The following is a 13449-nucleotide window of genomic DNA, read 5'->3' on the forward strand; positions in this document are numbered from 1 at the left end:
GATTATGTTATACTAAATGAAAACGCTATCATTATTTGTGAGGAGGGATTTTTTTGGAAGATATAAGCTACCATCTCAATCAAACATTGGAATCAAGAGGTATTTCTTTAGAAGAGTTGGCTCAGCGAAGTGGAATCTCCGCTGAAGTTTTACAAGAAATTAATACAAACCCAGCTAATTTAACTGTGTCAGACCTTCAACGAATATCTAGTGCATTAAATATTTCCTTCCAAATTGGCGATACTACAATCTAATAATACTTCATAAAAATAATAATAAGATGTGTAAATCGACCATACCTAACTTGGTATGGTTTTTTGTCGGCCTCAAATAAAAGTAAAGCGTTTTCATAAAAGTGATTGATTTTTCAGATTAGTTAAGTCATAATAAAAATAAACAAACGTTCAAAACGGAATAAACATAATTTCATTCTGAATTACATATTTTAGGAAAGGCTTGTTACGAGATGGAAAGAGATGAATTTAAATTATCAAGGGTTGTAAACGTTGCTAAAATGTATTATCAACTCGAATATAGCCAACAAGCCATAGCAAAAGAATTGGATATTTCTAGACCCACTGTATCCCGTCTATTACAAGAAGCAAAGAACCGTGGAATTGTTCAAATTAAAATCAACGATCCTGCAGAGGATGGACAGAAGCTCGAGGAAGTTATTAAAAATAAATACAAACTCAAAGATTGTATTATTGTTCATGTTCCGGTTTATCAGGATGAGGTTGTTAAGGAATATCTAGGCAAAAAGGCAGCGGATTATATTTGGGAAACCGTAAAGTCGGGAGATATTGTAGGAGCAACCTGGGGAACTACATTATTTGAAATAGCTAGAAGAGTAAAACGTAAGGATGTACTTGATGTAAAAGTTGTTCAACTAAATGGAGGTGTCAGCCATTCTGAATCAGATACGTATGCATCTCAGGTTCTCAATTATTTAGGGAAAGCATTTGATACATCTCCACACTTCTTACCTTTACCAGCGGTGGTCGACAGTCAATACGTCGCTCAGACCATTGTGGCAGATCGCCATATACATAGAGTATTAGAACTAGGAAAAAAAGCCACTATTGCACTGTTTACTGTAGGTGATCCGAATGAAGGTTCCACGCTTGTTAAAGCAGATTATTTCACAAAACAAGACTTGAAGGTGTTGCAAGAAAAGCAAGCGGTTGGTGATATATGTTCCCGCTTTATCGATATTGAAGGTCAACTTTGTAGTAACGATATTAATGCGAGAGCCATTGGTATTGAATTGGAGGATTTAAGAAGAATAGATTCTACCATTCTTGTCGCAGGTGGGATTAAGAAGGTGAATGGCATCATCGGCGCACTAACTGGTAACTATGCCAATGTGTTAATTACCGATCAATTTACTGCGAAATCCTTAGTTGAAAGGTAACCTTTTAAAAATCCAGAAACAACCTCTATAAGGAGAATGCAAATGGATCAAAGAGAATTGACGCAAATTATTGAATCAACAGTAAAAGAAGTGTTGTCTAATCATTCAACAAATGGAAATGAAGTGCCTATTGCAGTTTCAAATCGACATGCACATCTTTCACGAACTGCGTTGCAAAGACTATTTGGACAAGGGTACGAATTGAAAAAGCTAAAAGATTTATCTCAGCCTGGCCAATTTGCTGCGAGAGAAACAGTGACTGTCATTGGTCCAAAGGGCAAACTGAAAAATGTTCGTGTGTTGGGACCAACTCGGGGAGAAACGCAAATTGAAGTGTCTTTGACTGATGCTCATACTATCGGTCTACAGCCACCAATAAGAAATTCAGGGGATATCGAAGGCTCTCCGCCCATAATTTTACAAGGACCGAAAGGACAATTGAAGTTAGATAAAGGTTTAATTTGTGCAGCTAGACATATTCACATGCACACCAGGGATGCAGTCACTTTTGGGGTATCAGATGGTGACGTGGTTGGTGTAGTTGTAGAGGGTCCAAGGGCAATTACATTTGAAAATACGTTAATCCGTGTTTCTCCCAATTATCAGTTAGAAATGCATGTTGATTTTGACGAAGCCAATGCCGCCAATTTAAAAAGTGGAGCAATCGGTACTTTAAAAAGGTCAGTGACGAAACAATGAAAGAGGCAATCAGAGAACTAGTTCAGCAAGCCTTAAACGACTTGTTACCAACTAAATCCACATACAAAGACAGAAAAGATATTTTGATCCTATTAGTCTATGAGGCTAGTAACGCACAGTTGGTAATCGAAACTATTAAAGCGCTTTCAATTAAACACAATGTAACTTTATGTGTGGACAATGCTTGGAAGCTTTCTCAAGAACGACCATTAGATAACACGACAGTCATTAGTATGGAGGATTGTTGTAAGGAAGAGTTAGATCAATTACTCAATCAATCTGACCTTCTTTACGTTCCAACTATAAGTTATGGCTTATTAGCAAAAATTTGCTTACTTATCGATGATGATATCCCTTCTTGGTTAATAATTCAGACTCAGTTGAAGGGCAAGGAAGTAGTAATAGCAAATGATCAAATACCATCTAGCGGATCTACTATTTTTATGATAAAGCCATCGATTGAAAAGCGGATCCAAAACTACTGGAAACAAATTAGAGAGGATGGAGTCCATGTAAGTCCTACCATCAAGGTGCAACAAAAAATAGCGAATTTAAGTAAGAAGAAGCCAGTTATTCTCGCAAAGCATATTGAAAAAATATCGGTTCAGGGTGAAAAAGAACTTACACTTCCAAAGGGGAGCATTCTAACCCCAATGGGTAAGGATATTGCTAGAGAACTAGGTATAACTGTTAAAAGAGAGAATGATGAAACGAGGGATCAAAAGTGATTATTGCTAGAGTTGTAGGAAGTGTTGTTTCGACATCTAAAGCAGAGAAACTTCAAGGGAAAAAGTTATTGGTAATTCAACCGCTTGATATGAACACAATTGAAAATGATGGCAAACCGCTCGTAAGTATTGATACCGTGGGTTCTGGTGTCGGGGAAGTCGTCATGGTTGTTAGCGGAAGCTCAGCAAGACAAACATTAAGTACAGAGGGAACACCTGTAGATTCAGCGATTGTAGGTATAATCGATCACATTGAGATTGAAGGTAAGCTTACTTTTGAAAACAAAGGAGGTTGATAAACGATGAACATCTCAGAAAAAAATATACAGGAATTGGTAGAGAAGGTCCTTCAGCAAGTTGGCCAGACCAATTCGCCAGCTACCACTTCTAGTCAACAAGATGAAAGCGTTTCACTCGGTCATGGTGTTTTTGCGACCGTTAATGAAGCAGTAGCAGCATCACAGATTGCCAATGAAAAAATGAAGAATGTTTCTCTTTCTATCAGAAAAAATATGATTCAATCGATGCGAGAAACATCAATTAAGCATGCTGAAGAATTAGCTGAAATTGCGGTCGAGGAAACAGGGTTAGGACGCGTGGAGGATAAGCTAATCAAGAATACATTGGCTGCTGAAAAAACGCCAGGAGTGGAAGATTTAACAAGCTCAACTTTTACAGGAGACAATGGGTTAACTCTAGTAGAATACGCACCTATTGGAATCATCGGGGCGATAACACCTTCAACAAACCCAGGGGCAACGATTATTAACAATAGTATCTCCATTGTAGCAGCGGGAAATGTGGTTGTTTTCAATCCGCATCCGAGTGCAAAGCGAGTATCATTACGGGCAATGCAGCTATTAAATAAAGCAATAGTTTCAGCAGGTGGACCCGACAATGTGTTAACGGCGGTTGCTACTCCTAGTCTTGAAACAAGTAATGAAGTGATGAATCATCCACAAATCAATGCGTTAGTAGTAACTGGTGGTGGTGCTGTTGTGAAGGCAGCAATGAGAGTTGGGAAAAAGGTCATTGCCGCAGGGCCGGGTAATCCACCAGTTGTGGTGGACGAAACTGCAATCATTGAAAAAGCGGCAAAGGACATAGTACTTGGGGCAAGTTTTGACAACAACGTATTATGCACTGCTGAAAAAGAAGTCTTTGTCGTAGAAAAGGTTCTACATTCGTTGAAATCAGAGATGTCAAAAAACAATGCGATTGAACTGAAAGGTTTCCAACTTGATAAACTACTAAAGGTAATTCTCGTTGAAAAGAATGGCAAGCACTATCCTAATCGCGATTATATCGGGAAGGATGCTTCCGTATTACTTAAGGCGGCAGGAATAAATGCGCCTGCGGCTACACGACTTATTTTTGCCGAGACAGACGTTGACCATCCACTTGTCCAAACCGAAATGCTAATGCCAATTATTCCAATTGTTAAAGTGGGTTGTGTGGATAAGGCAATTAAATATGCTGTTAAAGCAGAAAAGGGCAATCGTCATACAGCAGTAATGCACTCACAAAATATAACGAATTTAACAAAAATGGCAAAGGAAATTGAAGCAACTATTTTTGTGAAGAATGGCCCATCCGTTTCAGGTCTTGGCTACAATAGTGAGGGTTTTACTACCTTAACGATCGCAGGTCCTACCGGTGAAGGTCTAACTTCTGCAAGAACATTTACTCGCCAACGACGTTGTGTCTTAGTCGATGGGCTGAGAATTATCTAGTGAGGTGATAGGATGAGCGACAATCAGGAAGAAGCCAACAAAGGAAAACAGGCTAAGGAATCTGCGAAGGCAATTGAAAACGAAAAAGAACAGACACCAAAAACACGAAAAAGTCCAGCAACAAAAGCAAACGCAACTAAAAAAGGAGGAAATAATATGACTAGAGAAGCACTAGGAATGATTGAGACTAAAGGATTGGTTGGTGCGATTGAGGCAGCAGATGCAATGGTCAAAGCAGCGAATGTACAGTTAGTAGGGAAAGAGCAAGTTGGTGGCGGATTAGTTACCGTAATGGTTCGTGGTGATGTAGGAGCAGTAAAGGCTGCAACAGAAGCTGGTTCAGAAGCAGCAAATCGTGTAGGAGAATTGGTTGGAGTTCACGTGATTGCTAGACCAAGTAGCGAAGTTGAATCAATTTTACCAAAATAAGAGTAGGTGTGAAATTATATGAATCACACGATTAAAGCCTATATCTCAACTATTGTAAGGGAAGTTGTTGAAAACGAATTAGTAACTGCAGATTTAGTACCGAGCCGTCGCAGATTGGTAGTAGCCAATTGGAAGATGAATATGAATCTAGCTTCTACCAGAAAATTTGTTAAGGATTTGGTTGTTACAAAGGAACAGTGTACGGTTGTGATTTGTCCGCCTTATCCACTGATCTATCCATTAAATGAACTTGTTAACGAGAATAAATCATCTATTACTATAGGGGCCCAAAACCTTCACCGGCAGGATAAAGGAGCATTTACTGGCGAGGTTTCTGCTGATCTATTGAAGGAACTAGACTGTGAGTTTGCCATTATTGGTCATTCAGAGGTTAGAGCATCTGGGGAAACAGATGAAGTGATTAATCAGAAGGTTAAGAAGGCATTGGCAACCGGGATAGATCCTATTATCTGTGTGGGTGAAACAATGGAACAACGCGAACAAGCGCAAACGAATGAAGTTGTAACAGGGCAGCTCCTTCAGGCCTTAACGGATGTGTCGGATTTATCTCGAGTTGTACTAGCATATGAGCCAATCTGGGCAATAGGGACAGGGCTTTCTGCAACCCCTGACCAAGCACAGGAAGTACATCAACAAATACGAGCAACACTTCTCAAAACATTTGGGCAAGTGGCAGAGCAAATTCCGATTCTATATGGTGGATCTGTCAATCAGGATAATGCTGCTAGCTTGGCTGAAATGGGAGAAATTGATGGGGCATTAGTTGGAGGAGCAAGCTTAGATGGAACTGGATTTTCAACGATTGTCCATGCATTTGATTAAGGGGGTGGTTAACTTTGCGAAAAATTGCTATTGGAAGTGATCATGGTGGTTTTGAATTAAAAGAGATTATCAAAAAGGAACTTACTAAATTGGGATATGAATATGTCGACTTTGGTTGCAAAGATAAAGAATCAGTAGATTATCCTGATGTAGCTTTTCTTGTAGGAGAGTGTGTCGCCACAAATGACAACTATCTAGGCATCATTATCGATGGTGTTGGAATAGGAAGTGGAATGACTGCGAATAAAATTCCTGGAGTCAGGTGCGCAGTGTGCTGGGATCTATCCTCAACAATAAATAGTAAGGATCATAACAATGCCAACGTCATCTCGATTGGCGGACAGTTTATTGGACCAGGATTAGCCGTGCAAATGATCACAAAATGGTTGGAAACTGAATTTTCAGGTGGACGACATAGTCGTAGAGTTACCAAGATAATGGAAATAGAAAGCCGTTTTATTAAAAGATGAAAGTAGGGCTTCACATTGTTTATAGCGAAAGTGACTGGTACTGTTGTTTGTACTCATAAGGATGCGAGCTTGAAGGGAATAAAGCTTTTAGCTGTTCAACCGCTGAATGATGATTTGTCTCCAAGAGGAAAAACACTTATCGCTATTGACACGATTGGTCAGTCTGGCCAAGGAGACATCGTTTATTTAGCAAAAAGCAAAGAATCTAGTCTCCCCCTAGAACGGGATGTCGTAGCGTCTGATCTTGGAATTATGGGGATTATTGATCACTATTATATAGGAGGAAATTATAATGAATAATGCATTGGGAATGATTGAGACAAAAGGATTGGTTGGCGCAATTGAAGCTGCTGATGCTATGGTTAAAGCGGCGAATGTACAGTTAGTAGGGAAAGAGCAAGTAGGCGGCGGTCTAGTTACTGTAATGGTCCGTGGTGATGTTGGGGCGGTAAAGGCTGCCACAGAAGCTGGTTCAGAAGCAGCAAGTCGCGTAGGAGAATTGTTGTCCGTTCATGTAATCCCAAGACCACATCAAGAAGTTGAGAGAATCCTACCTACGGAAAAATGAAACTAGCAAAAGTAATAGGAAATGTTGTTTCATCAATTAAAACCGACAGTCATCGCAATATGAAATTGATGGTAGTTAGTCCTGTCGATCAAAACTATCAGCCGATTGGAAATTCATTTGTTGCAGTAGATGGTTCACAGGCCGGGATAGGTGACATTGTTCTGGTTATTGAGGAAGGTGGATCGGCCCGACAAGTTCTCGGGAAATCAGATGCAGCTGTCGATGCCGTCATTGTAGGGATTATTGATGAGCTAGTAGAGTGATGAAATAGTAACGTTACAATAGATTGGAAAATCAATGTCGGAGGTGAACCAGGTGAACACTGATCAATTAGTTGAGCAAATTACAAATATAGTAATGGAAAAGATTTCAAATCAAAATGAAACAGTTGTAGAAAAAAAGCGTGGGGTTCAAAAAGAAAATACCCATAACTATAATAAGACTTTACTCACGGGCCCGCAAATTGCTAGAATGATTGACCATACATTGTTAAAGCCAGATAGCACAAAAGAACAGATTGTCAACCTATGTAAGGAAGCTATTGAATATCAATTTGCAACAGTTTGCGTTAATCCTTACTGGGTTTCGACGGCTGTAAGTGAACTAGCAGGTTCAAACGTTGGAGTTACCACTGTTATCGGGTTTCCGTTAGGATCAAATAGTACATTTACTAAAGTTGCAGAAGCACGCGATGCTATCGCAGCAGGTGCTACTGAGATTGATATGGTAATTAACATTGGTGCATTAAAAACAGGCGATTTCGAAGCTGTCAAAAAAGATATCGAAGGAGTCGTACTTGCTGTTAACAAACAGGCAATTGTAAAAACCATTATTGAAACAGGCTATCTAACAGATGAAGAAAAGAAAAAAGCCTGTTTACTAGCCAAAATGGCAAATGCTGATTTTGTAAAAACCTCGACTGGATTTGGACCCGGATGCGCAACCCCTGAAGACGTTGCATTAATGAGGGAAGCGGTTGGTCCTGATATGGGAGTAAAAGCATCTGCATGTGTTCGAGATCTTGATACTGCAAGAAAGGTGGTCCAAGCAGGGGCTACTAGAATTGGAGCGAGCTCAGGTAAAGAAATTGCACGAGGTGAACAAGGTAAAGGATATTAAATACTTGGCTATAATTAAGGCCAAGTGTTGCTAATAATTAAGGATAATGAGAGGTCAGGCACCACAAATGGACAAATGTCTATTGTGTGCCTGACCTTTTTTATAATGTGAATTGGGTACAATAACTAGTGAAAGTGGGTTTGACCTGCGGATCGCCTGCACATTGTAATACATATGATTCCTTCATTTTAAAATTATCTAATTATGCTAAGATAAATACAGATAGTGTGGAACTTAGTACAGCTTTTTCCTTAATGGCAATAATAATATAGTATCAGATGGAGGGGGAAGGATGCAGCAGTTAAAAAGAATAGGAAATTCATTTTGGTATATGACACCTGTATCAGAGACTGACAGACCGACTTTAGGAATGGTTGTTGGCAAAGAAATGAACTTGATGATAGATGCAGGTAATTCAGAGGCACATGCACGTTTGTTTTTAGAAAAGTTAAGTGAACAAAATATTTCAAAGCCGGATTTTGTTGCAATAACTCATTGGCATTGGGACCATATTTTTGGAATGTCGGCACTAAAAGATTCTTTGTCTATCTCAACGTCAGAGACGAAAAAAGCAATAAATAAACTGACCGATTATGAATGGACAGATAAAGCTTTAGACGAACGAGTTAAAGAAGGAACAGAAATTGAATTTTGTGCTAATTGTATAAAAGAAGAGTATGGTGATGAAAGAAATATACATATTCTTTTGCCTGCATTAACATTTGATAATCAGCTTGAAATAGATCTTGGAGGTGTGACTTGTGTGTTAAAACATGTGGGAGGTGACCATTCACAAGACTCTGTTGTTGTTCATGTTAAGGAAGAAAAAATATTATTTCTAAGTGATAGTATTTATCCGGATATTTTTTCTGCCAAAAATAACTATACAACGAAACGCACGTTAAAATTAATACAAGAACTAGAAACAATTGATGCAGAAACTTACATCCTTTCACATTCGAAAAATTTAAACAGAAGTGAATTTTTGCAAGAAATAAAATTGTTAAAAGCTATCGGATTACTTACTGAGAAGTATAAAGGTGATGCTGAGAAAATAAAGTCAAAGTATAAACAAAAGCTAAATAGAGAGTTAAATGAAGAAGAATTAGAAACAATAGAATACTTTGTAAATGGTTATGAAATGGATAAAATCTAAAACAAATAGAGCTTTAGTTTGTTGAACAATGGGTGCGAATCTTCAACAAGAGGATTCGCTTATTTCTTATCAAAGCAAAGATATCAACAAAGGTTCGGCGTAGTCGCGACGTTTTTTTTGCAGAAGATATTGCATGGACTTCCAAACCTAGAAAATGAGATGGGTTATATTATCACCTTAGTGTTACATTAGGATAAATAATAGAACCCGTTATTTTTTCTGCATTTTTCTATTTGGAAAGAGATCCAATTTTTATGTTATCTCGGTCTTAGGACGGAGTTTTTTTCATTCTATTGGACGGTTTCATTGATGACATATCGTTATATGATTAAAACTGTTAAAACAATCGGATGGGTGACATGTAGAAAAGTTGAATAGACCGAATTATTACGTTTATACCAATTGCTAAAACCCGAGAAAAAAGATAAGAGGGGATATTTATGCGTTTTAGAGATTTTCATCCAAATATTAAATTAAGAATTATATTTGGATTTTTTACTGAGATTATCGGGAGTATGATCTTTCCGTTTATGGCAATTTACTTTGCCGTCCATTTCGGAGCAAAATTAACTGGAATTCTATTAATTATTAATATTATTATTGGTTCTTTAGTTGGTTTCTACGGTGGTTATCTTTCTGATATTATGGGACGTAAGAAGTTGATGGTCATCGCTGAAGTATTAAGGGTTGTTTCATTTATCGTGATGACACTTGCTAATTCTCCTTGGTTTGAATCACCTATACTTACATTTGTGATGTTTGTAGTCGGCAGTATTTGTTGGGGAATTGAAGGACCAGCAACAGACGCGATGCTGATTGATGTTAGTAAACCTGCAGAGCGAAAGTTGATGTACTCGATCATGTATTGGTCAGCCAATCTTTCTATTGCAGTAGGAGGAGCAGTTGGAGCGTTCTTATTTGAAGACTACTTGTTCGAATTATTTATAGGCATGACAATCATGTCGATTATAGTTACTTTTGTTTTAATTTTCTTTATCCAGGAAAGTTTTTTTCCAGATCAAGCAACAAAAGAAAAGAAGAGAACAGGGAAATTCCAAGTGTTTACGGACGTCATTCAAAGTTACAAAACGGTAGCTGGAGATAAAGTTTTTATCCTGTTTGTTATCGCCGGGTTATTTATCCAATCGCTTGAATTTCAATTAACCAACTATATTGCTGTTCGACTACATGAACAGATGCCAGACCAAAACCTATTTCAATGGTCGATTGATGGATTAAAAATGACAGGAATTTTAAGAACTGAAAATACAATTCTCGTTGTTATATTTGCTGCACTTGTTATGAAATTGATTCAACGGTATAAAGATAAGCATGTCTTTTTGACTTCAATCGTTTTATTTGCGATTGGTTATACCGCAATCAGTTATTTTGATAACATTTGGGTTTTATTTATTGCGATGGTGATTGCAACAATAGGAGAACTAATGCGAGTACCTGTTCAGCAAAGCTATATGGCAGCCATTCCACCTGATGACAAAAGAAGTAGCTACATGGCAGTCGGTGCTTTCACTTATCAAGGTTCGATGATTCTTGCTTCATTATCTGTTACATTAGGCGCCTATCTCTCAAAAGAGACGATGAGTATCTTTATATTATGTACGGGAGTGATTGGCTTTTTAATCATCCAAAGAATTATCCCTAGCCTAGAGCAACGAGTAAAAGATCAAGAGGAATCAGTCAAAGCTATTAAGGATCAAGACTATGCATTAAAAGAACAAGTGCAGTAGGGACAGGGAGCCTGTCCCCTTGTCCCTACCCTTGTCCCTATTAATTTCCAGGAGAGTGAGGAAACTAAAGTGAAAAAAATATTGGTTTTAGGGGGCACAAGATTTTTCGGGACGTTTCTGGTTCAAGCGTTATTGGAAAAGGGGTTTGAGGTAACTGTAGCAACAAGAGGATTAACGAAGGATTCATTTGGTGATTCGGTCAAACGTGTAACATGTGATCGTTTCGACGGTGATAGTTTAAAAGATACGTTTAAAGATACAAAATGGGATATTATTTACGATCAGATTTGTTTTTCCGCGAAGGATGCAAAGATTGCCATCCATGCTTTTAAGGACAAAACGGATCGATACATTATTACTTCCTCGCTCTCGGTCTATGACATACAACAGTACGGGGAGCAGTTAGTAGAAGAAGATTATGATCCTTATCATGAAAATATTGTCTTTGAAAACGAAGATTTTTCCTATCAGGAGGGTAAGCAGCAGGCTGAAGCAGTCTTTTTTCAAAAAGCCCCATTTCCCGTCGTGGCTGTGCGGATTCCGATTGTGCTAGGGGAAAAGGATTATACAGAAAGATTACTGTATTATATAAAAAGAGTGAAGTATAACGAAGGCGTTTATTTGACAAATCCTCAAGCAGAAATGAATTTCATTTCAGAACAAGAGGCTGGGCAATTTTTAGCTTGGGCAGGGACGATGGACTTTGTTGGTCCAATCAATGCTTGTTCAACCGGAGCGATACGTTTAGAAAATCTGATGAAATTAATAGAGAGTGCAACCAATAAAAAGGTTATTTATGCTTACGAGCCGTCCGATTCTCCCTACAACATCTCAGATACTTGGACGATGAGTACAAGTAAGGCACATAAACTAGGCTTTTCGTTTTCCACCCTGACCGATTGGCTGCCAGATCTTATTAATAAACTAGAGACTGGCACCGTGTCCCGATGATTATGTCAGTGATAGCGGACCTACTGCGGTGGGACAGTAAACCTGACCCCATGTCCCAAAAAAACTACCTATTAAAATTAATAGGTAGTTTTTGGGTTAATTATAGAATCTTACTTAAGAATGATTGTGTACGCGGATTTTGTGGGTTTGAGAAAATTTGATTCGGGTCACCTTCTTCTTGGATGGCTCCTTCATCCATAAAAATTACTCGGTCACCCATCTCGCGAGCAAAGCCCATCTCATGTGTAACAACAATCATGGTCATTCCTTCTTCAGCAAGGTCTTTCATAACTTGTAAAACTTCTCCAACAAGCTCTGGATCCAGTGCGGATGTTGGTTCATCAAATAACATCACCTTTGGATTCATTGCCAAAGCACGTGCGATGGCAACACGTTGCTTTTGTCCACCAGATAGACTTTCCGGGTAGTCATTGGCTTTCTCAGAAAGTCCTACTTTTGCAAGTAGCGCAAGACCAATGTCATCTGCTTCACTTTTTGAAAGGCCTTTGACCTTCATTGGAGCAAGTGTAATATTTTCTAATACAGTTTTGTGTGGAAAAAGATTAAAGTGCTGAAAAACCATTCCAACTTCTGCTCTTAGCTTATTAATGTTTGTATTTGGATCAGATAAATCTTCACCATTAATGTAGACGTGGCCAGAAGTAATATCTTCAAGAAGGTTTAAGCACCTGAGAAAAGTACTTTTTCCAGAACCAGATGGCCCAATTACGCATACTACTTCTTTTTCTTTTACATCTGCATTAATTCCTTTGAGAACTTCTAAGTCACCGAACGATTTGTGTAAATCTTTTACTGTAATCATTTATACATCCAGCTTCCTTTCTAATCTTCTTAAGTATACTGATGTAGGGATGGTTATTAATAGGTATAGTATTGAAACCATTAAAAGAGTTTCGAAAATTTCATAGGTAACATTATAATATTGTTTACCCATGTAAAGCAGTTCTCCAACGGCTATAACGGAGAATAGTGAGGTGTCTTTTAGGCTGATGACAAACTGATTTCCAAGTGGAGGAATCATTCGTTTGAAAGCTTGAGGCCATATAATATATCGCATCGTATCATTTTCGGTAAGACCTAAAGAGCGACCTGCTTCACCCTGTCCTTTTTCAATAGAATAGACAGCACCGCGGACAATCTCTGCAATATAGGCTGCTGCATTAATTGTGATTGCAATTATCGCGGCAGTAAGTGAGTTAATACTAAGTCCAATTAAATCTTCAGTTAATCCATAGTATATAAATAATACTTGGACAAGGATAGGGGTTCCTCGAACAACTTCAATATAAACAATCGAGATACTGCGGACAAGTTTCTTTTTTGATAAGCGGCCTATTCCTACGATTGCTCCCAATATAAAACCAAGAAAGAGACCTGAAAATGTAATTAATACTGTTAGTTTTAACCCTTCGAAAAGAACGGGTAATGAGTTGATATAAGGTGATTCTAATATTGCGTCAATCATGAATATATCTCTCCTTAAATTAGAAAAACGTGTTAATAGATTAAAAGAGTACTAGCAAATTTATAAGAAGTATGATCCATCTTAAACGATATAACCTTGTTAAAA

The 13449-nt window shown here is 38.2% G+C and carries 18 protein-coding genes; 16 read left to right on the top strand and 2 right to left on the bottom strand.

The annotated features are described in order from the left end of the window. Positions 1-53 precede the first annotated feature (53 nt). The 16 genes from GH741_RS03080 (at position 54) to GH741_RS03155 (ending at position 11858) form a co-directional block, all read left to right on the top strand. Positions 54-254, top strand: coding sequence for a helix-turn-helix domain-containing protein (locus GH741_RS03080; RefSeq protein WP_153735290.1), 201 nt, complete (start codon positions 54-56; stop codon positions 252-254). A gap of 212 nt (positions 255-466) precedes the next feature. After that, positions 467-1414, top strand: a complete 948-nt coding sequence (locus tag GH741_RS03085) for a sugar-binding transcriptional regulator (RefSeq protein WP_153735291.1) — start codon at positions 467-469, stop codon at positions 1412-1414. 42 nt (positions 1415-1456) lie between these two features. Then, positions 1457-2113 (top strand): phosphate propanoyltransferase, encoded by a 657-nt coding sequence (locus GH741_RS03090; RefSeq protein ID WP_153735292.1) that lies wholly within the window; start codon positions 1457-1459, stop codon positions 2111-2113. Next, complete coding sequence (locus tag GH741_RS03095) at positions 2110-2841, top strand: hypothetical protein (RefSeq protein ID WP_153735293.1); 732 nt, start codon at positions 2110-2112, stop codon at positions 2839-2841. The genes GH741_RS03090 and GH741_RS03095 overlap by 4 nt, the downstream gene beginning before the upstream one ends. Beyond that, positions 2838-3137 (top strand): EutN/CcmL family microcompartment protein, encoded by a 300-nt coding sequence (locus GH741_RS03100; protein WP_338079212.1) that lies wholly within the window; start codon positions 2838-2840, stop codon positions 3135-3137. The genes GH741_RS03095 and GH741_RS03100 overlap by 4 nt, the downstream gene beginning before the upstream one ends. A 6-nt stretch (positions 3138-3143) precedes the next feature. Then, positions 3144-4574 carry an aldehyde dehydrogenase family protein gene (locus GH741_RS03105; RefSeq protein WP_153735294.1) on the top strand — a complete coding sequence of 477 codons (1431 nt, stop codon included), beginning with the start codon at positions 3144-3146 and terminating at the stop codon, positions 4572-4574. Between the two features lie 156 nt (positions 4575-4730). Next, a complete protein-coding gene (locus GH741_RS03110; RefSeq protein ID WP_153735564.1) occupies positions 4731-5003 on the top strand; it encodes a BMC domain-containing protein in 273 nt (90 codons plus the stop codon). Positions 5004-5021: 18 nt separating this feature from the next. Continuing rightward, positions 5022-5846, top strand: coding sequence for a triose-phosphate isomerase (tpiA, locus tag GH741_RS03115; protein WP_153735295.1), 825 nt, complete (start codon positions 5022-5024; stop codon positions 5844-5846). Between the two features lie 14 nt (positions 5847-5860). Then, a complete protein-coding gene (locus tag GH741_RS03120) occupies positions 5861-6316 on the top strand; it encodes an RpiB/LacA/LacB family sugar-phosphate isomerase (protein WP_153735296.1) in 456 nt (151 codons plus the stop codon). Between the two features lie 15 nt (positions 6317-6331). Next, positions 6332-6616, top strand: coding sequence for a EutN/CcmL family microcompartment protein (locus tag GH741_RS03125; protein ID WP_153735297.1), 285 nt, complete (start codon positions 6332-6334; stop codon positions 6614-6616). Then, positions 6609-6884 carry a BMC domain-containing protein gene (locus GH741_RS03130; RefSeq protein ID WP_153735298.1) on the top strand — a complete coding sequence of 92 codons (276 nt, stop codon included), beginning with the start codon at positions 6609-6611 and terminating at the stop codon, positions 6882-6884. The genes GH741_RS03125 and GH741_RS03130 overlap by 8 nt, the downstream gene beginning before the upstream one ends. Beyond that, on the top strand, positions 6881-7147 hold the full coding sequence (locus tag GH741_RS03135; RefSeq protein WP_153735299.1) for a EutN/CcmL family microcompartment protein: 267 nt from the start codon (positions 6881-6883) through the stop codon (positions 7145-7147). Before GH741_RS03130 ends, GH741_RS03135 begins: the two co-directional genes overlap by 4 nt. Positions 7148-7355: 208 nt before the next feature. After that, complete coding sequence (gene deoC / locus GH741_RS03140) at positions 7356-8003, top strand: deoxyribose-phosphate aldolase (protein WP_240795405.1); 648 nt, start codon at positions 7356-7358, stop codon at positions 8001-8003. Positions 8004-8295: 292 nt separating this feature from the next. Then, on the top strand, positions 8296-9159 hold the full coding sequence (locus tag GH741_RS03145) for an MBL fold metallo-hydrolase (RefSeq protein ID WP_153735300.1): 864 nt from the start codon (positions 8296-8298) through the stop codon (positions 9157-9159). A 440-nt stretch (positions 9160-9599) separates the two neighbouring features. Continuing rightward, positions 9600-10907, top strand: coding sequence for an MDR family MFS transporter (locus GH741_RS03150; RefSeq protein ID WP_153735301.1), 1308 nt, complete (start codon positions 9600-9602; stop codon positions 10905-10907). Between the two features lie 69 nt (positions 10908-10976). Next, positions 10977-11858 (top strand): NAD-dependent epimerase/dehydratase family protein, encoded by an 882-nt coding sequence (locus tag GH741_RS03155; protein ID WP_338079213.1) that lies wholly within the window; start codon positions 10977-10979, stop codon positions 11856-11858. 100 nt (positions 11859-11958) lie between these two features. Here the strand turns inward: GH741_RS03155 and GH741_RS03160 are convergent, their stop codons facing one another. Continuing rightward, a complete protein-coding gene (locus GH741_RS03160) occupies positions 11959-12681 on the bottom strand; it encodes an amino acid ABC transporter ATP-binding protein (protein WP_153735302.1) in 723 nt (240 codons plus the stop codon). After that, positions 12682-13344 (bottom strand): amino acid ABC transporter permease, encoded by a 663-nt coding sequence (locus GH741_RS03165; RefSeq protein WP_153735303.1) that lies wholly within the window; start codon positions 13342-13344, stop codon positions 12682-12684. It abuts the gene before it with no gap. Positions 13345-13449 lie beyond the last annotated feature (105 nt).

Origin of the sequence: Aquibacillus halophilus (assembly GCF_009649745.1) — a bacterium.
GTDB lineage: Bacteria > Bacillota > Bacilli > Bacillales > Amphibacillaceae > Aquibacillus > Aquibacillus halophilus.